Origin of the sequence: Parafrankia irregularis (genome assembly GCF_001536285.1) — a bacterium.
In the GTDB taxonomy this organism is placed as follows: domain Bacteria; phylum Actinomycetota; class Actinomycetes; order Frankiales; family Frankiaceae; genus Parafrankia; species Parafrankia irregularis.
In genome coordinates, this window is record NZ_FAOZ01000002.1 from 230,051 (window position 1) to 250,554 (window position 20,504).

The window sequence follows — 20,504 nt, forward strand, 5'->3', positions numbered from 1 at the left end:
CCCGCCCGCGACCGGCGGCTTGCGACCGGCGGCCCGCGCAGCCGCTGCCGCTGCTGTGGTCGTGCTCGCGGCCGTGGTCGCCGGCGCGTGCATGACCACGGCCGCGGGCGCCGTCAGACCGCCCCTGCGGCGGAGTGGTCAGCCGTCGCTGCCCGGCCCGTGCAGTCGCCCGGCCGGGCGACTCGGCTGCTCCGGCTCGGCGTCGGGGTCGATCGCCGCCGCGACCTGAGCCCCGTCCTGATCGGTCACGACGAGCGGGACGTCGAGCGCGACGGACCGCTTCACCACGGCGAGCGCGATCGGGCCCAGCTCGTGATGCATCTCGGACGAGCCGACGAACCCGACGGTCCGCCCGGCCGCGGTGACCGGGCAGCCCGGGGCGGCGACCGTGCCGTCCAGGTGCAGGAGCACCAGGCGGCGCGGCGGCCGGCCGAGGTTGTGGACCCGCGCCACGGTTTCCTGACCGCGGTAGCAGCCCTTGTCCAGGTGCACGGCGGACGCCAGCCAGCCGACCTCGTGCGGGATCGTGCGGTGGTCGGTCTCCCGGTTCAGCCGGGGCTGGCGGCTCGCGATCCGCTGGGCCTCGAACGCGCTCAGCCCGATGAGGGCCGCGCCGGCGGACGTCAGCCGGTCGGCGGTCGCGGCGAGATCGGAGCGGGCGACGAGCAGGTCCAGCCCGTGCGGCATCCGGCGAATCAGTGGAAGCCGGCCACCCGCCAGCGCATCCGACGCGCTCTGCTCGTCCGGCGCAGCCTGCGTGCCCGCCGGAGCCGCGTGGCTGACCGGGTAGGGGCCTGACGTCACCACTCCCGCACTCGTGCGCGGGACGGCACCGGCACCGCCGGTGCCGGCCAGCGGAGCCGGCAGGGCCGCCGGCCCGAACACCGCCGCCGCGGCCTCGTCGGCGCGCGGACCGGTCAGGGAGAGCACCGCGACTTCGGCGGTGACGTCGACCGGCTCGACCCGCATCAGGAAGCGCATCGACTGCAGGAACGCCAGCAGCCGCGGGGCGGTCGTGGGCTCGACGTCGATCCAGGTGGCCGTGCCGTCGTCGGCCAGCACGAGGTGATGTTCGACGTGGCCGTGCGGCGAGAGCACCAGCGCCTCGGTGCCATGCATCGGCGCGAGCTGGGACAGGTGCTGCGAGGTGACGCTGTGCAGCCAAGTCAGCCGGTCCGCGCCGGTGATCCGTACCACCTCGCGGTTGGAGCGGTCGACCAGTGCGGCCCCGGTGGCGGCCAGCCGCTGCTCCCGCAGCGGATCACCGTAGTGCGCCGCGACGGCCGTGTCCGGCTCGGGGGCGGCGACGGCCCCGGGACGCCCGAGCAGCGGGGACGGGGCCAGGGCCGGACGGAGGTCCTGGGTGTCGGTACTCATGACCCGTTCAACGCCGACCGAGGGCCGTGCACTCCGCACACCGGCCCGCCAGGGTCAGATGGGCCATGTCGACGACGAAACCGAGCTCCGATCGCAGCTCGCTGACGACGGCGGCCAGCCGGTCGGGCGAGATCTCCCGGATCGACCCGCAGCTGCCGCACACCAGGTGCACATGTGGATCGACCCCGGTGACGTGGTAGGTCGGCGCGCCGTGCCCGAGGTGCGCGTGCGAGACGAGCTCGAGCTCCTCCAGCAGGTCGAGCGTGCGGTAGACGGTCGAGATGTTGATCGCGCTCGCCGTCTGCCGGACCTCGTGGACGATCGCCTCCGGCGTGGCATGCCCCAGCTTCGCCACGGCCTCCAGCACGAGCTGGCGCTGCGGGGTGAGCCGGTGACCGCTCGCGCGCAACCGGGTGTGCCAGTCGTCGACGTGGGCTGTCATATCTCGAGTCTAAGTCCGATCACAGCAGCGGTCGGGGCGCAGCGGTCGCGGCCCCGGAGCGCGAGCGCGATCACGGAGCGCCACCAGGGAGGGCCACCACGGAGCGCGAGGGCGGCGATCATCTCGAAAAAACAGTTTGCGGCGGCCCCCGCTGCGCGCGTAGCGTTCCCGGTACACGAGAAGGGAGGTGGTCCAAGCTTTGTATGCACATAGGACTCGTGAGGTGACTGTCCGCTAGCCGGTCTCGTGGTCCTCACCCTCTTGCCGGGTGGCCCTCGGGCACCGGCGCCGGCGAGTACCAGGCAGACACCGGACCCCCGGGTGCCGTCGATCAGTCCCGACGGCCCATCCCTCCCATCCTGGGCGGGGTGGAGCACCCCGGGGGTCACTGCTTTTCCGGGTCGGGTGGACGCCCTGGCCGGGCGTGCCCCCGGCCCACCACCCGCTCCGGCAACCCGCACCACCCGTACCGGCCAGATGCGCCGCCAGCCCACACATCTCGTGGCGGCCGACGCACTCGCCGTGAGTGGGGGTCACTGGCCGAGGAGTGTGCCGAGCGGGCAGGATTCACCTATGCCGACGCTCGTCCTGCTCCGCCACGGCGAGAGCACCTGGAACCGCGAGAACCTGTTCACCGGCTGGGTGGACGTCGATCTGTCCGAGAAGGGCCTGCAGGAGGCGACACGGGGCGGTGAGCTGCTCCGCGAGGCCGGTGTCCTGCCGGATGTCGTCCACACCTCACTGCTCATCCGTGCGATCCGCACCGCGTGGCTCGCCCTGGACGCGGCCGGCCGGAACTGGGTCCCGGTCCGGCGCAGCTGGCGCCTGAACGAACGGCACTACGGCGGCCTGCAGGGGCTGAACAAGGCCGAGACCCTGGAGAAGTACGGCGAGGAGCAGTTCATGCTCTGGCGCCGTTCCTACGACACGCCCCCGCCGGTCATCGAGCCCGGGCAGGTCAGCGGTGTCGACGAGCGTTACGCCGACCTTGCACCGGATGTCGTGCCGCTCACCGAATGCCTGCAGGACGTGGTTGTCCGGATGCTGCCCTACTGGTACGACACGATCGTCCCCGACCTGCGCGCCGGGCGCACGGTGCTGGTCGCCGCGCACGGCAACTCGCTGCGGGCGCTGGTGAAGCACCTGGACGGGATCTCCGACGCCGACATCGCGGGTCTGAACATCCCCACCGGCATCCCGCTGCGCTATGAGCTGGACGAGGAGCTGAAGGTGGTGGATTCGGGCTACCTCGACCCGGAGGCGGCCGAGGCCGCGGCCGCCGCGGTCGCGGCGCAGGGCAAGAAGAAGTAGCACCCCACCGAATACGGGCGCACGGAGCTGGCCTGCCCCCACGGGGCCGGTCAGCTCATCCGTGCCGGCTGGACCGGCCGCGCTGGCCGGCCCGGCCCGGGCCCGACCTGGGCCGGTCGATCCGAGCCGACCGGCCGAAGCCGGCTAGGCCGTCATTTCTCCGGTGACCAGGTAGATCACTCGCCGGGCGACCGACACGGCGTGGTCCGCGTACCGCTCGTAGTAGCGCCCGCACAGGGTGATGTCGATGGCGGCTTCCATGCCGTGCGGCCAGGGCTTCTCGATGAGCACGTGGAACAGGGCACGGTGCAGCCCGTCCATCGCGTCGTCGTCGGCCTCCAGCTCCTTCGCGAGCTCGGTGTCACGGCTGGCGATCACGGATCCGGCCTTGGCGACGATCCGCTGGGCGACCTGGCCCATCTGCAGAATCGTGGAGTGCAGCTCGGGCGGGACCGCACGCCCCGGGTAGCGCCGGCGGGCGACCTTGGCGACGTGCAGGGCGAGGTCGCCCATCCGCTCCAGGTCGGCGACGATGCGCAGCGTGGTGACCATCGTGCGCAGGTCGGTCGCGACCGGGGCCTGGCGCGCCATCACGTCGAAGGCGCGTTCCTCGATCTCGTTGCGGAGCAGGTCGACGGTCTCGTCGGCACTGATGACGTTCTCGGCGAGCTGAAGGTCAGCGTCCAGCAGAGAGGTGGTGGCCCGGGCCATCGCGGACGCGACCAGGTTGGTCATCTCGATCAGTGACCGGTTGATGCTGTCCAGTTCTTCCTGGAAGACGTCCCGCACAGACGGCTCCTTACAACTAGGCGAGGTCCGGAGCACCATTCGATCACAGTTGGCCGGTGGGCCTCGGGGGGCTGACGTCCGACGATGATGCGCAGCCCTCGCCGCACGGTGAACATCGACGATAGGCCGGATGAACAGCTGGCGACCATCGGCAGTGAATCAACTCATGGCAAAGCACAAACGACCTGGCGAGGCCTAGCATTCGGCACGTGGTGGACAGGTCGGGCGTCGCGATGACTGCTGGTCACCTCTTGTTTCGCGACAGTTGTGCTCCGTGTACCCGGGTGGGCATCCCTGATGGTGGGACTCGGCCTCGTGAAACGTTCATGTTGTGGGGTGGCGGAACGATGAAGCGGACCGACACGGCGCGGCTGACCGGCATGGCGGGTCTGACCGGCACGGTGCGGCTGGCCGGCGTGGCGGGGTCGGCAAGGTGACCGTGACCCGGCCCGACCCGGAAGACCGTCACGGCGCCGCGGCGGCTCGCGCGGGGGCGACCGGTCCGCACTCGTTGCCGGCCGCGCTGGTCCGGCAGGTGATCGCCGGGCTGCCCTCCGGGCTGGTTGTGGTGAACAACACCAATGTCGTCGTGCTGGTCAACTCGGCCGCCCGGCGGATGGGTGTCGTCGCCGGGGACCAGCTCGGCGTCCCGGACGTGGCCGATCTGGTGACGGCCTGCCGGCTCGCCGGCGCGGAACGCAACCGCCAGCTGGATCTTCCGCCGGTGCCCGAGCCGCCGCTGACCCGGGCCCGGCCCGACCAGACCGCACTCGCGGTCTGGGCCTACGCCAGGCCGCTCGGTGACAGCGGGTACGTGTCGGTTCTGCTCGACGACATCACCGACTCGCGGCGGGTGGAGGCCGTGCGGCGTGACTTCGTCGCCAACGTCAGCCATGAGCTCAAGACGCCCGTCGGGGCACTGCACCTGCTTGCCGAGGCGGTCAGCGAGGCCAGTGAGGACCCGGTCGCCGTGCGTCGCTTCGCCTCGCGGATGACGCACGAGTCCGCCCGCCTGGCCCGGCTGGTCCAGGAGATCATCGATCTGTCCCGCCTGCAGGGCGCGGAACCGATGCCGGAGCTGGCGCCGGTGCCGGTGTCGGTGGTGCTCGCGGAGGCGGTCGACCGGAACCGGTACAACGCGCAGGCCCACGAGATCTCGGTCGCGGTCATCGGTGCCGGCGGGCTCCGGGTGCGCGGCGACGAGGGCCAGCTGGTGACCGCGGTGGCGAACCTGCTCGACAACGCCATCAGCTACTCGCCGCGAGGAACACGGGTGGTGCTGGGAGTCCGGCAGGTCGGGGAAATAGTCGAGATCTCCGTCGCGGACGAGGGAATCGGTATCGCGGAAAAGGATCTGGAGCGCGTTTTCGAGCGTTTCTACCGCGCGGATCCGGCCCGTTCCAGGGCTACCGGCGGAACCGGTCTGGGACTTGCGATCGTGAAGCACATAGCAACGAATCACGGTGGGTCGGTGGGTGTTTGGAGCGCGGAGGGGCGTGGTTCGACGTTCACGCTCCGGCTGCCGTCGGGGTCGGACGATCCGGCTGCGGCGGACGGCCGCTCGGCCGACGACCGAGCGACCGAGGACCGAGCGGCGGAAGACCGCACAGGGGGCGCCGTGAGCGGTGCCGTGGGTGCCGGCTCGGCACCTGGGCCACGGTGAAGTGGGGCCGCCGTGGTCCGATCGGACCGGTTCGGCGTACACGGAGCCCACAATGCTGGACACTGATCTTTTTCGGCGTGTGACCTTCGGCCGGATTCACCCGGCAGTTTTTTCCGGTGCCCCCTGTTCCCGGCGCCGGAATCTGAGACGACGCGATCGTGCGGCGTGACATTTGTTCCCGGAGAACCCCGGGGACGCGGGAAGACAGGGAGCGTGACGGTGACCAGGCTGCTCGTGGTCGAGGACGAGGAGTCCTTCTCCGATGCGTTGTCGTTCATGTTGGAGCGGGAGGGATTCGAGGTCGCGGTCGTCGGTGACGGACCGAGTGCCCTGGCCGAGTTCGACCGGCGCGGCGCCGATCTCATCCTGCTCGATCTGATGCTTCCGGGGCTGTCCGGCACGGAGGTCTGCCGGACGCTGCGCGCCCGTTCGACCGTTCCGGTGATCATGCTGACCGCCCGGGACAGCGAGATCGACAAGGTCGTCGGGCTCGAGCTCGGTGCGGACGACTACGTGACCAAGCCGTTCTCCGCGCGCGAGCTGGTCGCCCGGATCCGCGCGGTGCTGCGGCGTCGGGTCGAGACCGAGGAGGTGTCCGACGCCACCCTGGAGGTCGGCCGGGTGCGCATGGACGTCGAACGGCACGTCGTCACCGTCGACGGCAACCAGGTGGCGCTGCCGCTCAAGGAGTTCGAGCTGCTGGAGATGTTCCTGCGCAACGCGGGCCGGGTGCTCACCCGCGGCCAGCTGATCGACCGGGTGTGGGGGTCGGACTACGTCGGCGACACCAAGACCCTGGACGTCCATGTGAAGCGGTTGCGGACCAAGATCGAAGCGGAACCCGGGGCCCCGCGCCACCTGGTGACCGTGCGCGGACTGGGCTACAAGTTCGAGCCCTGAGCCGCCGTTCCCCCGGCGTCTGACGGCCAGCGGCGAGCCTGGTGAATGTGCCTGGTCAACGTGCCTGGTCAACGTGCCGCTACCTTGACATGTGCGCGGGTCGGCCAGATTCCACGCTGGTCGGATCTCGGGGCTGGCCGGCTGTGCGGCGTACTGGTCACGGGACGTCAGCAGCACCATACGCAGGGGGTGACCATTTGGTGGCTTTTGGTCACGGAGTGGGGTGTCACGGAATGGTATTTCGCGCAGTGATCCGCGACCGCGGAGTCGTTCGCGGAGTCGATCACGGGGCGGGCGGCCGCCGGGCCGCCGGCTTCGGCCCGGACCGGGCTGGTGATCGACGGTGCGGCTGAGGCCAGCGTTGTCCCGCCGCGGGCCGGGCGGCGGCGAGGTCGACGCCCCCGAGCCCGCCGAGGTCGGCTGGGGCTCGGCGCCGGCGCCGATACAGGACCCGGCGCCGGTGTCGGCGCAGGACCCGGCGCCGATGGTGATGCAGGACCGCGCACTCGTGCCCGTTGTCGGTGCCGCGCCGGGCTCGCCCCGTGCCGCCGCCGGGCCGGGCTCGCCAGCGGGTGCCGCCGAGGGTCCGGAGGGCAGCGGCCGGCCGGCGCAGGTCCACGCCTCCCAGCGTGACGAGCCGATGCGGCTCGGTGTCATCGACATCGGGTCGAACACCGTGCACCTGCTGGTGGTCGACGCGCACCGGGGCGGCCAGCCGCAGCCGGCCGCGAGCGTGCGCATCCCGCTGCGGCTCGTCGAGCTCCTGGACGGTGAGGGCCGGCTGGCGGACAACGGTGAACGCGCACTGACCGCCTGCATCCACGAGCTGCGGACGCACGCGCAGAACCTGAACGTGGTCGACCTGGTGGCCTTCGCCACGTCGGCGGTCCGGGAGGCACCGGACGGGGACGACGTGCTCGCGCGGGTGCGTGCCGACACCGGGCTCGCGGTGACGGTGCTGCCCGGCGAGGCGGAGGCCCGGCTCACGTTCCTCGCGGTGCGCAGATGGTTCGGCTGGAGCGCGGGCCGCCTGCTCGCGCTGGACATCGGCGGCGGCTCGCTGGAGATCGGCGCGGGCATGCACGAGGATCCGGACGTCGTCGCGTCGCTGCCGCTCGGCGCGAGCCGGCTGACCAGGAACTGGCTCGGCGAGAACGACCCGCCCAAGCGCTCGGAGCTCAACGCCCTGCGGCGCTACGTCCGGGCGCAGATCGCCCCGGTGGTCGGGTCCCTCTACCACGTGGGCGAGCCGACCCGGGCAGTCGCGACGTCCAAGACGTTCCGCTCGCTGGCCAGGATCGCCGGCGCGGCGCCGTACGGGCGCGGCACCTATGTGCGGCGGTCCCTGCGCCGGGCGGATCTCGCCGAGGTCGCGGCCAGGGTGTGCCGCATGTCGGCGTCCGAGCGCGCGGCGCTGCCCGGGGTGTCCGCGTCCCGGGCCGGCCAGCTGGTCGCGGGCGCGGTCGTCGCGTCCGAGGCGCTCGACCTGCTCAACCTCGACGAGGTGGAGATCTGCCCCTGGGCGCTGCGGGAGGGTGTGATCCTGCGCCGGCTCGACCAGCTGACCTCCGGTCTGGACGGCCCACGAGCTCTGCCGCCGGTCGGCGGGGTATGACCTTCGTCAAGGTGTGGGACCGGCCCAGCCGGTGCCGCAGCGACCGACGGCCCGCGAACGGATCTTCGTGGCCCGGCCGGGGAGGCGGTCCGCGGAGTATGGCCTAGCCTGGAAGACGGGCCCGGTTCCTTACCGGTCCGGGGCAGGTCCGTGAGCGGCCGTCCTGGCTGGCTGCGCTGGTCGGCTGGCCGAGATGATCGGCTGGCCGAGCTGGTCACCGTGCCCCGAAGCTGCGACAGGGGAGTCCACGTGCAGCCAAACGGTGCCAGGAGGCGGTCGGCGCCCGTGGCGTCGGTGGAGGCCGCCCCGACCACGTCGACCACGCCACCGCCGGGTCTGGTGGTGACCCCACGTCAGGAGGCGGCCGTAGCGGCGGCCCCCCAGGTGCCTGCGGCCAGGCCGCTGGCTGGTGGCCTGGTGGCGCTGTCGACGGCGTCGACCTACCCGGAGTCGACGGCGACCGCGTTCGAGATGGCTGCCCGCCTGGGCTATGACGGCGTCGAGATCATGGTCTGGACGGATCCCGTCAGCCAGGACCCGCAGGCACTGCGTCGGCTGCGGGACTACCACGGCATCCCGATCCTGGCCATTCACGCACCGTGCCTCCTGCTGACGCAACGTGTCTGGGGGAGTGACCCCTGGGCGAAGCTCCAGCGGGCGCGCTCGGTGGCCGAGTCCCTCGAGACGCCGACGGTCGTCGTCCACCCTCCGTTTCGCTGGCAGCGGGACTACGCCCGCGATTTCGTCGCGGGGATCGATCGGATGGCGGGCGAGACCGACATCCGGTTCGCGGTGGAGAACATGTTCCCGCTGCGGGCCCGTGGCCGTGAGGTCTCCGCCTACGCGCCCGACTGGTCGCCGATCGACGACGGCTACCGGCATGTCACGCTCGACCTCTCCCACACCAGCGTCTCCCGGTCGGACGCCCTGGCCATGGCGGACGACCTGGGTGACCGGCTCGCGCACATCCACATGGCGGACGGGACCGGGCTGGCCAAGGACGAGCACCTGGTGCCCGGCCGTGGCACGCAGCCGTGTGCCGAACTGCTGGAGCGGCTGGCGGTCAACGGCTTCGCCGGAACGGTCGTGGTCGAGATCAACACCAGGCGGGCGGAGTCGCGTGACCAGCGGGAGGCGGACCTCGCGGAGGCGCTCGCGTTCACCCGGCTCAACCTCGCCGCCCCCGCCGAAGTGACGCCGGCCGGTTGACATCCGGTCCGGTGACATCCGGTCCGGTGACATCGGTCCGGCGATGTCGGTCCGGTGACGCCCGTCCGGGCCCGGGGCATCGATGTGGTCGTGGTCGTGCCTGCGTTGTTGGCGATGACCCGCCGCGGCGGTCCACTATCGGGGGGTGAGCCCCGGATCACTCTTCGACCCATTGGCGGATGCCTACGACCAGGCCCGGCCCAGCTACCCGGACCAGCTCTTCGTCGATCTGGAGATGTTGGCCGGCCGGCCCGTCGCCGGCGCCCGGGTGGTCGATGTGGGGGCCGGCACGGGTATAGCGACCCGGGCGATGCTGGCCCGCGGGGCCCAGGTGCTGCCCGTCGAGCCCGGCCCGGTGATGCTCGACCACCTTCGCCGGCACAACCCCGGCCTGCCCGTGGTGCGTGGCGACGGTGAGGCACTGCCGTTGCGGTCCGCCGCCGTCGATCTGGTCAGCTACGCCCAGGCCTGGCACTGGATGCGGGTTCCGGTGGCGGCGGCGGAGGCGGCCCGGGTGCTGCGCCCGGGCGGCTCGCTGGCCGTGTGGTGGAACGACGTCGACGCCGACGAGTTCCACTGGTACCAGCGCCAGCAGGACCGCCTGGAGGCCATGAGCCCGGGCTACACCAGGGACTACCGCAACCGGCCCTTCGCCGAGGAACTGCGCTGGACCGGGCTGTTCACCGAGGTCGTCACCGTGACCTGCCGGTGGTTCAGGGAGATCGACGTGGATCTCTACGAGACCTGGCTGCGTTCGAAGTCGTTCGTCGCCGCGATCGGGGACCGGCTGGACGACTTCCTCGCCGCCGAACGTCGCTCGCTGCTCCGGTCGTTTCCCGACGGTCGTGTCATCGAGCCGTTCCGCACGATGCTGGTCGTCGCGCGGGTGCCGTGACGCCGGTGTCGTGACGCGGGTGCCGTGTCCATGACGCTGTGAGTGGTCGGTCTTCCGACAGCGCGACTGTCCCGGCACTGACGGCGTCATCCGCCCGGCCGAGTACGCATCGCTCACCGTGACGCAGGTTGTGCGCGCGCGTAACCATGACGTTGCGTGAGAATGGCGCGATCTACGCGATCTACGCCACTTCGCGGTGCTTCTGGCCTGGTAATGGCCCATAGGTGGCGCGGGGTCCTGATCGAGTTCATCAGAAAGCCATAGGTGCCGCTGTCCGGTACGCAATGAAAGTCTGATAAAACCTGTCCGCTATCGTCTAGCAAGTTCGTGGGGTTCTGGTCGGTTCGCTGACGTAGTCATACGACAGTCGAGCTCGGCCGTGCCCTGTCCGCGGGGCCAGGCGCCGATGCCGGCCGTGGACAGACGACGGACCAGGGATCGCCAGGCGCCCATGCCGGGTTCGCCGCGGTGTCCCTGGCTGGACGAGGAGACGCGCGATCGTGAGAGCTGGTTCTCGGCCGAGGACCGACGGACCGCCGCAGCCCGAGCGTTCCGCGGTCACGCGACGTTCCGCGGCCGCAGAGTCGTCGCGGCGTGGGCCGACCGAGGCGGAGGCGCTGGCCGCGGCCAAGTTCGCCTACAATCCGGCGCTCGACGGCCTCCGCGTGGTCTGCATCTACATCATTCTCGCGGGGCACATGGGCGCGATCCGCGCCAGCAACGTCGCCGTGGACATGTTCTGCGTGCTGAGCGGCTTTCTGATCACAACCCTGCTGCTCGCCGAGCAGGCCCGAACGGGCACGATCGCCATCGGCAAGTTCCTGGTGCGCCGATCCTTCCGCCTCATGCCGGGGATGTGGTTCTACCTCCTGGTGGGCCTGGCCGTCACGGTCGCCTTCAAATGGGACGACATCCCGTACCGCGACGACTTCTTCAAAACCGCGATCAGTACGTTTTTCAACGTCAACAACTGGTACCGGATCGTTAACCCGGAGGCCGGTGGCCGCTGGCTGCCGCACGTCTGGTCGCTGTCGATGGAGGAGCAGTTCTACCTGATCTGGCCGGGGGGCGTTCCTGCTCTTCATGCGCTCGCGCCGACTGCGGCCGTATCTGCTGATGTTCCTGGTCGCCTCGGTCGGGCTCGTGCTGGGCTGGACGTATGTCTGCGCCGCCAGCGGGGCGGTCCGCACCCGCGTCTACTTCGGCCTGGACACGCACATCGCGCCGCTGCTCATCGGCTGCATGGTCGCGATCTGGCGGGACAACCGCCTGCGGGCCCTGGCCGGGCCGGCCGGTGACTCCGCCGGCGGTGAGGAGAAGGGACGGGAGCGCCCGGCGCGCGGCGCCGCGTCCACGGTGACCATGGCCGCGGTGCGGCGCTGGACGACCGGTCGCCGGCTGGGCGTCCTCGGCCTGCCGGCCGGGATCGCGATGCTGGTCCTGTGCTTCGCCGGCCCGAGCAAGGAGCAGTACCTCCCGAACTGGATCGACTACGCCGCCTATGTGCCGACCGCGGCGCTCGGGGCGATCCTGATCCTCGGGTGTGACGTCAACCGGGAGGCCCGCTGGGTCAAACTGCTCGGCGCGCCGAAGATGGCCTGGCTCGGAAAGATCACCTACAGCATCTACCTGTGGCACTACCCGTTCATCTCCGCCTCCGCGGGCCAGGTCGTCCCGCGGATCGGACTGTGGCCCGGGGTGTTCGTCGCGGCGGTGGGCACGACGATCGCCGCCTATCTCGCGAACCGATTCATCGAGAAGCCCATCCAGGCGCGCCGGCCGAAGTGGTCCGACACCCCGCGCGGGCCGGCGAGGCCCCGGGATGACGCGGCGGGCCCGTCGCCGGCCGACGCGCCCCGCCCGGACTCCGAAGCGGACCGCTCCGGACGCGCGCCCGGCGCGCCTGGCCGGGATCTGCCGGACCTGCCTGAGCTGGCGGAAGGTCCCGACTCCCTGGAACTGCCGGACCCGCGGGACCGGGAGCGGAACCGGGACTGGGACCGGGAGCCGGTCGCGGCGATGTCCCGCTCGGACGGGGACGTCGACTGGGTGGACGAGGGGTACCCACAGCGCGACCGGGACCCGTTGCCGGCCCAGGGCGGGTGGCGAGGTGCCACGGGCCTGCCGGTTACTTCCGGGTTCGGTCGGCCGCAACCAGGTGACGTCACCTACGACCAGCCGGACGGGCCCGCGGTGTACGAGCACGGTCCGGCGGTCGGTGCCGTCCGCACCGCCGGGATGGAACCGACACCCGTTCCGGACTGGGCCCGCTACCCGTCCACCGGACGGCATGGTCCGGACGACCGCTTCCCGGCGGGGGACCCGCGGGCGGCGGCGTCCGTCGTCGGGGAGACGATGAACCTGCAGCTGCCGGCGCTCACCGATCCGCGAGCCGACGCGGGCCGCCGGCCCACACCGACGCCACGGCCCGGCCACGACTCGGGGCACCACGGTCGGGCGTTCGCGCACGGGCCGGTCAGCGGTCAGGGCCCCGGCCACGCGCACGGGCCGGTCAGCGGGCACGACGCGGGTGGGCGGCCCCCTGCGGGACGTCCCGGGCCCGGACCTGGCCGGGATCGCCACCCTGGACCGGCGCAGGGCCCGGACCACGAGTACCCGGCGGGCCGTCAACCGGCCGGCGCGCGGGACGGTCGGGACGCGCGCGCCGGGCGCTCCGAGCGGGAGTCGGCCCAGCCTGATCCGCTGTTCGGACCGATTCCCGGAGCCGGAGGCGACTGGTAGGCCGCGTCCGTCCGCCGAGGTCATAGCCTTCATCAGCGGTGGCCGCCACGGGCGGTGGCGGATCGGTGGTGAAGGGGAGTGAGTGGTGGTGCAGGGCAGTAGCGTTCTGGCGATCGTCGGGGTCGGGCGCCTTGGCGGTGCGCTGATGTCCGGGCTGCTGGGGGCCGGGCGCGCGCCGTCCGAGGTGCTCGCCGCGGAGCGCGATCCGGGCCGGGCCGCGCAGGTCGCCGCGGAGTACGGCGTCGAGGTGCTGGACCCGCCGGCGGCCGTCGCGGCGGCCGGCACCGTCGTGCTGGCCGTCAAGCCGCAGGACATGGGAAGCGTCCTGGACCAGATAAGCGCGCACATCAAGCCCGGCACGCTGGTGGTCTCCGTCGCGGCCGGGGTGTCGTCGTCCTTCGTCGCGCAGCGCCTGCCGGCGGGCACGCCCGTCGTTCGGGTCATGACGAACACCCCGCTGCTCGTGAACGAGGCGATGTCGGCCCTGTGCGCCGGGCCGGGCGCGGGTGACGAGCACCTGGCGACCGTCGAGGAGATGCTCCGCCCGGTCGGCCAGGTGGTCAGGGTGAGCGAGAGCCAGCTCGACGCGGTGACGGCGCTGTCCGGCAGCGGTCCGGCCTACTTCTTCTACCTGATCGAGGCGATGATCGAGGGCGGGGTGCTGCTGGGCCTCCCACGGGCACTGGCGGCCGAGCTGGTGGTGCAGACCGCCGCCGGGTCCGCGCTGATGGCCCGCGGCGCTGCGGGGGACGGCTCCGGTTCGTCCGGTGCGGAGCATCCGTCGCTGCTGCGCGAGGCGGTCACCTCCCCGGGCGGGACCACCATCGCGGCCCTGCGGGAGTTCGACCGCGCCGCGGTGCGCGCCGCCGTGCTGGACGCGGTGGAGGCCGCGTGCGCCCGCTCCCGGGAGCTCGGTGCGTCCTGACGGCGAATCGGTGGTTGCCAGGCCGGCATCGCCGGCACTGGTACCGTGCACCGGTTGCCGGGCCACACGGTTTCGACGGGTAGGCTCGCTCGGAAAAACATCTTCAACAGATCGGTCGGGTACGTGGGTTCCGTAATCAAGAAGCGTCGCAAGCGTATGGCCAAGAAGAAGCACCGCAAGCTGCTCAAGCGGACACGGGTCCAGCGCCGCAACAAGAAGTAGCACTCGCGGGGGGCGACCCAGGCCGGCGACCGACCCGCGGGCGGCCCGCGGCCGCCGGGCGGTGCCGGTCTCGGTGGTCCCGGTGGTCCCCTGCGGTGCGCCCCCGGGCGCGGGCTGCTGTCGCCCCCTGCCGTCGCACTCTGGTCGTCGCCCTCCGCCTGGTGTCGCGGAGCGACTCGCGGGCGGCCTGTAGCCGTGTAACGAGGCTGTTTCACTCCGTGTGCTCGTTCGTGCCGATGTGGTGACCGTATGGCACCCTGGTCGCGTGGCCGGCACCGGCGCCGGCCGGGCGCAGGGGGTCCTATGGCCAGCGGGTGGATCACGTTCATGTCGGACTACGGAGTGGACGGCGCCTGCGTCGGTGTCTGCCATGGGATCATCGCCAGGCACGCGCCCGAGGCGCGGGTGCTGGACCTGTGCCACTCCATCGAGCCGCAGGACGTCGGCCAGGCGGCGGTGACTCTGGTGGGTGCGGTCGGCTACCTCCCGTCCGGAATCCATCTCGTCGTCGTCGAGCAGCTCGACGCCAGCGGATACACGCGTGGCATCGTCGTGCGCACCGCCGAGGGCTCGCTGTTCGTCGTGCCCGACAACGGGGTCGCCTCGCTGGGCTGGGAGCTGCTCGGCGGGGTCGAGGAGGCCTACGAGATCTCCAACCCGGACCTGTGGCTGCCCCTGCCGACGGCGGTGTTCCGTGGTCGGGACGTGTACGCGCCGGTCGCGGCCCGACTGGCGGTCGGGCTGTCCCCCGCCGACGTCGGCCCCCGGCTCGACCCCGCCGAGCTGGTGGTCGTCGAGCCGCGCGGATGCCATGTCGACGACGACCACGTCCACGGCGAGGTGGTCTCGGTGGACCACTTCGGGAACCTCTCGCTCAACATGACCCGGTCCGAGCTCGAGGCCGCCGGGGTGCTGCTCGGTGATCCGGTGGAGGTCCGGGCGGACGCCAGGAAGCTCACGATGCCGTTCACCCACACCTACGGCGAGGTCGCGCCCGGCGAGCTGGCGCTCTGTGAGGACGCGCTGCGCCAGGTCATGATCGCGGTGAACTGCGGTCGGGCGGCGGAGGTGCTGCGGCTGCGGCGCGGTGACGCGGTCGTGGTCGCCCAGGTGCCCCGCAACGGTCCGCGTCCCGCCGTGGTCGCGGCCCGCGGCCGGCGGTGATCCGCCAACCCCGCCAACCCCGCCCCGACCCCGCCGACCCGGGCCCCACCGCCCCCGGCCTCACCGGCGGCACCTCGTCCCGACGCCGTCCCGAGCTCTGACGTCAGTGGTCGGGCGGCGCCGCCGCGGGGACGGGATCGACATCTGGCTACTCTAGGTGTCGATCTGGAAGTTTTTTGTGACGCTGCGCAGCTGGCGGGGTCGCATCCGGCGTACGATGGCCCCGCAAGTCCGGCCGCCGGTCGACTTGGAGAGCTTTGCGCGGGAGGCGTCCATGAGGCCACGTCGCGTGCTTGTGACGGGGGTGTCACGCCCGCTGGGCGCCGAGATGGCACTGGCGCTGGCCGCTGATCCCGAAATCGTCGACGTGGTCGGTGTCGACACGATCGCGCCGGCGGAAGATCTGGGGCGAACCCAGTTCGTCCGGGTGGACATCCGCAATCCCCTGATCGCGAAGGTGATCTCCACCGCCGCGATCGACACCGTCCTGCATCTGAGCGTGCTCGCCACGCCGCTGGGCGCCGGCGGGCGCACGGCGATGAAGGAGATCAACGTCATCGGGACGATGCAGCTTCTCGCGGCCTGCCAGAAGGCGCCCGGGGTGCGCAAGCTGGTGGTCAAGTCCACGACGTCGATCTATGGCTCATCCTCGAAGGATCCGGCGCTGTTCACCGAGGAGATGGAGCCGCGCGGCTTTCCCGGTGGTGGGTACGCCAAGGACGCGGTCGAGGTCGAGGGCTATGTTCGCGGCTTCGGTCGCCGGCGGCCCGATATCGCCGTGACGGTGCTCCGGCTCGCGAACGTGCTCGGCCCGGGAGTCGACTCCCCGCTCGCCCGTTATCTCGATCTGCCGGTGGTTCCGACCGTTCTCGGCTTCGATCCCCGCATCCAGCTGCTGCACGCCGAGGACGCGATGGCCGTCCTGATGAAGGCCACCAGGGAGGACCACGCCGGGACTTTCAATGTCGCCGGTGATGGCGTGCTCCTGCTGTCGCAGGCGATCAGGCGGGCCGGGCGGCCGCCGCTGCCGATTCCCTTTCCGGCGATCGGGTCGTTGGGCAACATCGCGCGCCGCCTGCGGCTCGTCGACTTCTCCTCCGAGCAGCTCGGCTTTCTCGCGCACGGTCGCGCGGTGGACACCACGAAGCTCAAGGAAGTGTTCGGGTACGTTCCGCGGTACTCGACCGTCGCGACGTTCGACAGCTTCGTGCATGACCGGGAGCTGCGGTACACCATCGACCACGAACTCGTCGAGCGGGTCGAACAGGGCCTTCGCGGCATGCTGGCCGGCCACCGGCCCGCGGGAACGCCCCGATGACCGCATGCCCGCGACCGGTGGAGAGGGGCTGAGATGCCGTTGACACCGCACGGAAGGACCGACTCGGGCGGGCGGTCCGACTCGAACGGCAGGAGCGGCGCGGTCGGCCTACACGTGGTCGGTACCGACGAGATGCCCCACAAGGGCAACGCCGGGAAGAGCTCGGCCGGGGCGAAGGCCGATGCCGAGGCGGAGAACGGCGCGGAGGCCGAGACCGACGCCGACGCCGACGCCGGGACGGGTCCCGGCGACCCGCCGGCCGATGCCGGTGAGCTGGAGCGGGTCCTGGCCGAGCTGCTCGCGTTCCTCCGCCGCCGGATCACCGGGGACTACACGGTCGACGAGCACGGATTCGACGTCGATCTCACCGAGCATGTCGTGGCGCCGCTGCTACGCCCGATCTACCGCAGCTATTTCCGGGTCGAGACCCGCGGCCTGGAGAACATTCCGGACCGGGGCGGTGCGCTCGTCGTCTCGAACCACTCCGGGACACTTCCGCTGGACGCGCTGATGACCGCCCTGGCGGTCCTCGACCATCACCCGGCCCACCGCCACCTGCGGATGCTGGCCGCCGACCTGGTCTTCGCCGTTCCGTTCCTGGCCCCGCTGGCGCGAAAGACCGGCAACACGCTGGCCTGCCACGCGGACGCCGAACGCCTGCTGGGCGCGGGTCATCTCGTCGGGGTGTGGCCCGAGGGCTTCAAAGGCATCGGCAAGCCGTTCAGCGAGCGTTACAAGCTCCAGCGTTTCGGCCGCGGAGGTTTCGTCTCGGCGGCGCTGCGTTCCGGTGCGCCGATCATTCCCTGCACCGTGGTCGGCGCGGAGGAGATCTATCCGATGGTCGGTAACGCCCGGACCCTCGCCAGGGTGCTGGGGCTGCCCTATGTGCCGATCACACCGACGTTTCCGTGGCTGGGTCTGCTCGGTCTTCTCCCACTGCCGAGCAAATGGATCATCGAGTTCGGTGAGCCGGTGGACACGAGCCAGTACACCGCCGCGGCGGCCGAGGACCCGATGCTCGTCTTCGAGCTCAACGACCGCATTCGCGAGACGATTCAGCACACGTTGTACGGCCTGCTGATGCAGCGTCGGTCGGTGTTCTTCTGACCCGAATCACGGATCACCCGAATCACGGAATTCGGGCCAGCCGAGGTCCGCGAGTCCCGTTCAGGTTCCGCCGTAGCGGCGGCGCAGGGCCATTCCGGCCGCGACACCGCCACCGAGAGCACCCAGCCCGGCCGCGGTCGGGATGCCGATCCGGGCGGCCTTTCGCGCGGTGCGGAAATCCTTGATCAGCCAGTCCCGTTCCTTGGCGACGGCGCGCAGGTCCGGGTCCGGGTTGATCGCCACCGGATGGCCGACCAGGGAGAGCATCGGAAGGTCGTTGATCGAGTCCGAGTAGGCCCAGCACCGCGAAAGGTCCAGGCCCTCGCGTTCGGCCAGAGCCCGCACCGCCGCCCCCTTGGCCGGCCCGTGCAGCGGCTCGCCGACCAGGTGCCCGGTGTAGCAGCCGTCCGCGACCTCGCTGACGGTGCCGAGCGCGCCGGTCAGGCTGAGGCGCCGGGCGATGATCGAGGCCAGTTCGACCGGCGTCGCGGTCACGAGCCAGACCCGCTGCCCGGCGTCGAGGTGCTGCTGGGCGAGCGCGTGCGTCCCCGAGTAGATCTGCTGCGCCATCCGCTCGTCGTAGATCTCCTCGCCGTAGCGGACGATGTCGGTGACGTTGCGCCCGGCGACGAAGGCCAGGGCGGCCTCGCGGGCGTCCCGCATCCCGTTCGGGTCCTCCAGCCCGCGAAGCCGGTAGCTGATGTGCTGCCACCCGAACTTCAGCAGGTCCCGCGAGTCGAAGAAGTCGCGGGCCGCGAGCCCACGCGCGAAGTAGAAGATCGAGGCGCCGGCCATCATGGTGTTGTCCACGTCGAAGAACGCCGCGGCGGACTCGTCCGGCGGAGCCTTCGCCACTTCCTCGGCGGCGACCTTCAGCGCGGCGGTGGCCGCGACCTCGGCCGCCTCCCGGCCATCCAGGTGGTCCTTGCGTCGTCGCACCCTCATGTCATCTCCGCCCCCGTCCGATCACCGTCGCCGGTGGCCTCCGGCCCGGCCCGCCGCGCCTCGCCCGCGGATGCCCCTGGCAGCGCCTCCGACTGGCACTGCCTCCGGCTGTCCGGGCTCGTCGAGCGGCGCAGTCAGCCTACGACGTGCGACGGCCCACGGACGGAACGGCTGACCGTGCGGGTCAGTCCCCGCGGCTGACCGTGCGGGTCAGTCCCCGCGGGGCGCGGGCAGCTGCCGGGCGAGGGTACGTACGGCCCGCAGCTGCAGCGCTCGCACCGCGCCCTCCTTCTTGTTCATCGCCAGCGCGGTCTCGCGCACGGAGAGCCCCTGGAGGAACCGGAGCGTGACGCACTCCCGCTGCTCGGCGCCCAGCGAGCTCAGCGCCTGGAGCAGCTCCCGCAGCTCGATGGCGGACAGCACGGTGTCCTCCGGCCCGGGGACCACCGTGCCCGAGCCCACCCGCTCGTCGGCGGTGGCCAGCAGGTCGGCGGTCGGGAACTCCAGCCGGGCGCGGCCTGAGCGAGCCAGGTCGACGATGTGGTTGCGGGCGATGGTGATCAGCCAGGCTCCGATCTCGCGCCCCTGCCACTCGAAGCTCGAGATCCGGGTCAGGGCCCGCAGAAACGTCTCGGACACCACGTCCTCGGCGACCGCGCGGTTGCCGCCGACGCGGTAGTAGGCATAGCGGAAGACGAGGTCGGCGTGCTGGTCGTAGATGAGCCCGAACGCCTCCCGCTCCCCGCGGCGGGCCCGCCGGACGAGGTCGTCCTCCCCCCGCGGGCCGGCCAGCTCCTCACCGCGGGCGTCGGAGGCCTGGGCGAGCAGGTCGGATGGCTCGACGCTGGCGGTGTTCCCGGCGGTCGCCCGGGCCATGGCCACGGCCGCGCCGAGCAGTGGCAGCAGGCCGAGCAGATGACGGGCCGATGAGCTGCCGGCGGGTGGGTTGGCGGCGTGCGGCCCAACGGCCGATGGCCCAACGGCCAGTGGGCTGCCGGCGAGTAGCCCGCTGGGAGTGAGGCACGTCGTGGCGCACATGCGGGCTCCCGAGCGTGGACGTCGCGGGCGGAGACGGTTCGCGGGCGGAGACGGTTCGCGGGCCGAGCTGATGCCGGAAACGGCCTGGTGACCGTCACCACCATAGCCGTCGGGTAGCTGAGTGTAGCCGGGTCTCCAGCCACGCCAGACCTGGCACCGTCGCGCGCCTGACTGCCGACGGGGAGTGGATCGTCACCCGATGGTAGGTAACCGGACGGCGTCGAAGCACTATCGTCGCTGAGGTGATCGACGTCCGTGCGCAGATGTCCGAACGGAACCACAGTCGAAGCCCGCAGACCCCCCAGGACGGTTCCGCGGTCGGCTCCGCTCCCGGTGAGGGAGGCGGAGCGGGGGAGTCCGGTGTTCGGATCGTCCTGGTGACCCGGGCGGGCTGTCATCTGTGTGATGACGCACGAGTGGTGATCGCGAAAGTGAGCGCCGAGCTCGGTGTCGGCTGGCGGGAGATGGACGCCGATGCCGACCCCGAGACCGCCGACGCCTATGGCGACCGGCTGCCGGTGATCCTCGTGGACGGCCGGGAACACGGGTACTGGCGGGTCGAGGAGGAGCGGTTGCGTCGTGCCCTGGCGGGTGACCGCTGGTCGTGGCGGACCGGGCGGGCGGGGCGGTCCGATGGCTCCCGGCAGCGAGGCGGTTCCGATCGTGATGGCGGACCGAAGGCTCCGAGAACATCGTGAATCACTTCACGAAGTCGTAGAATCGATGCGTCCGCAGACGCGGTCGTCGGCCGTGGCAGCCGCCGGGTCGAGCGTGGACGTCCGGTCGGGCGTGCATGCCTGGTCGGGTGCCGGCAGGCTCGGGTGTCGGCACGCGGAATGCGT

The 20,504-nt window shown here is 71.6% G+C and carries 18 protein-coding genes and 1 pseudogene; 14 read left to right on the forward strand and 5 right to left on the reverse strand.

Annotation, left to right across the window (positions count from 1 at the left end; all coding sequences use genetic code 11):
- Nucleotides 1-138 precede the first annotated feature (138 nt).
- Nucleotides 139-1,377 carry a CAF17-like 4Fe-4S cluster assembly/insertion protein YgfZ gene (gene ygfZ / locus AWX74_RS03515; protein WP_091271518.1) on the reverse strand — a complete coding sequence of 413 codons (1,239 nt, stop codon included), beginning with the start codon at nucleotides 1,375-1,377 and terminating at the stop codon, nucleotides 139-141.
- Between the two features lie 7 nt (nucleotides 1,378-1,384).
- On the reverse strand, nucleotides 1,385-1,819 hold the full coding sequence (locus AWX74_RS03520) for a Fur family transcriptional regulator (RefSeq protein WP_054568005.1): 435 nt from the start codon (nucleotides 1,817-1,819) through the stop codon (nucleotides 1,385-1,387).
- A gap of 573 nt (nucleotides 1,820-2,392) precedes the next feature.
- Here AWX74_RS03520 and AWX74_RS03525 point away from each other — a divergent pair.
- Nucleotides 2,393-3,130 carry a phosphoglyceromutase gene (locus AWX74_RS03525; protein ID WP_091271520.1) on the forward strand — a complete coding sequence of 246 codons (738 nt, stop codon included), beginning with the start codon at nucleotides 2,393-2,395 and terminating at the stop codon, nucleotides 3,128-3,130.
- Between the two features lie 144 nt (nucleotides 3,131-3,274).
- Here the strand turns inward: AWX74_RS03525 and phoU are convergent, their stop codons facing one another.
- Nucleotides 3,275-3,919 (reverse strand): phosphate signaling complex protein PhoU, encoded by a 645-nt coding sequence (gene phoU, locus AWX74_RS03530; protein WP_006542053.1) that lies wholly within the window; start codon nucleotides 3,917-3,919, stop codon nucleotides 3,275-3,277.
- Between the two features lie 433 nt (nucleotides 3,920-4,352).
- Here phoU and AWX74_RS03535 point away from each other — a divergent pair, with 433 nt between their 5' ends.
- The 12 genes and pseudogenes from AWX74_RS03535 (at nucleotide 4,353) to AWX74_RS03585 (ending at nucleotide 17,679) form a co-directional block, all read left to right on the forward strand.
- Nucleotides 4,353-5,582, forward strand: coding sequence for a sensor histidine kinase (locus AWX74_RS03535; RefSeq protein ID WP_091271522.1), 1,230 nt, complete (start codon nucleotides 4,353-4,355; stop codon nucleotides 5,580-5,582).
- Nucleotides 5,583-5,801: 219 nt separating this feature from the next.
- Entirely contained in the window at nucleotides 5,802-6,482 is a 681-nt protein-coding gene (locus AWX74_RS03540) for a response regulator transcription factor (RefSeq protein WP_091272045.1), read from the forward strand.
- A 343-nt stretch (nucleotides 6,483-6,825) separates the two neighbouring features.
- On the forward strand, nucleotides 6,826-8,097 hold the full coding sequence (locus AWX74_RS03545) for a Ppx/GppA phosphatase family protein (protein ID WP_165615453.1): 1,272 nt from the start codon (nucleotides 6,826-6,828) through the stop codon (nucleotides 8,095-8,097).
- A gap of 285 nt (nucleotides 8,098-8,382) precedes the next feature.
- Complete coding sequence (locus AWX74_RS03550) at nucleotides 8,383-9,306, forward strand: sugar phosphate isomerase/epimerase family protein (RefSeq protein ID WP_397311810.1); 924 nt, start codon at nucleotides 8,383-8,385, stop codon at nucleotides 9,304-9,306.
- Between the two features lie 145 nt (nucleotides 9,307-9,451).
- Nucleotides 9,452-10,201: a class I SAM-dependent methyltransferase gene (locus AWX74_RS03555; protein ID WP_091271525.1), complete on the forward strand. Its 750-nt coding sequence runs from the start codon at nucleotides 9,452-9,454 to the stop codon at nucleotides 10,199-10,201.
- Nucleotides 10,202-10,899: 698 nt separating this feature from the next.
- Nucleotides 10,900-11,205 (forward strand): annotated as a pseudogene (locus AWX74_RS42250) (acyltransferase); the annotation flags it as partial.
- Nucleotides 11,206-11,317: 112 nt separating this feature from the next.
- Nucleotides 11,318-12,943 carry an acyltransferase family protein gene (locus tag AWX74_RS03560; RefSeq protein ID WP_242666060.1) on the forward strand — a complete coding sequence of 542 codons (1,626 nt, stop codon included), beginning with the start codon at nucleotides 11,318-11,320 and terminating at the stop codon, nucleotides 12,941-12,943.
- A gap of 88 nt (nucleotides 12,944-13,031) precedes the next feature.
- Nucleotides 13,032-13,868, forward strand: coding sequence for a pyrroline-5-carboxylate reductase (gene proC / locus AWX74_RS03565; protein ID WP_091272049.1), 837 nt, complete (start codon nucleotides 13,032-13,034; stop codon nucleotides 13,866-13,868).
- Between the two features lie 123 nt (nucleotides 13,869-13,991).
- The gene (locus AWX74_RS03570; protein ID WP_003948845.1) at nucleotides 13,992-14,090 is read left to right on the forward strand and encodes a 30S ribosomal protein bS22; all 99 of its coding nucleotides are present in this window, start codon (nucleotides 13,992-13,994) and stop codon (nucleotides 14,088-14,090) included.
- A gap of 327 nt (nucleotides 14,091-14,417) precedes the next feature.
- Nucleotides 14,418-15,254 carry an SAM hydrolase/SAM-dependent halogenase family protein gene (locus tag AWX74_RS03575; protein WP_242666061.1) on the forward strand — a complete coding sequence of 279 codons (837 nt, stop codon included), beginning with the start codon at nucleotides 14,418-14,420 and terminating at the stop codon, nucleotides 15,252-15,254.
- Nucleotides 15,255-15,528: 274 nt separating this feature from the next.
- Nucleotides 15,529-16,572 carry an NAD-dependent epimerase/dehydratase family protein gene (locus AWX74_RS03580; RefSeq protein ID WP_091271530.1) on the forward strand — a complete coding sequence of 348 codons (1,044 nt, stop codon included), beginning with the start codon at nucleotides 15,529-15,531 and terminating at the stop codon, nucleotides 16,570-16,572.
- 33 nt (nucleotides 16,573-16,605) lie between these two features.
- Nucleotides 16,606-17,679 (forward strand): lysophospholipid acyltransferase family protein, encoded by a 1,074-nt coding sequence (locus tag AWX74_RS03585; RefSeq protein WP_091271532.1) that lies wholly within the window; start codon nucleotides 16,606-16,608, stop codon nucleotides 17,677-17,679.
- Nucleotides 17,680-17,739: 60 nt separating this feature from the next.
- Here AWX74_RS03585 and AWX74_RS03590 read toward each other — a convergent pair whose 3' ends face one another.
- Together AWX74_RS03590 and AWX74_RS03595 are read right to left on the reverse strand one after the other, a co-directional pair.
- Nucleotides 17,740-18,624 carry an HAD family hydrolase gene (locus AWX74_RS03590; RefSeq protein ID WP_006542042.1) on the reverse strand — a complete coding sequence of 295 codons (885 nt, stop codon included), beginning with the start codon at nucleotides 18,622-18,624 and terminating at the stop codon, nucleotides 17,740-17,742.
- Nucleotides 18,625-18,834: 210 nt separating this feature from the next.
- A complete protein-coding gene (locus AWX74_RS03595; RefSeq protein WP_091271534.1) occupies nucleotides 18,835-19,662 on the reverse strand; it encodes a sigma-70 family RNA polymerase sigma factor in 828 nt (275 codons plus the stop codon).
- 377 nt (nucleotides 19,663-20,039) lie between these two features.
- Between AWX74_RS03595 and AWX74_RS41115 the strand changes: the two genes are divergently transcribed.
- Nucleotides 20,040-20,360, forward strand: a complete 321-nt coding sequence (locus tag AWX74_RS41115) for a glutaredoxin family protein (RefSeq protein ID WP_277872738.1) — start codon at nucleotides 20,040-20,042, stop codon at nucleotides 20,358-20,360.
- The last annotated feature ends 144 nt before the right edge of the window (nucleotides 20,361-20,504 follow it).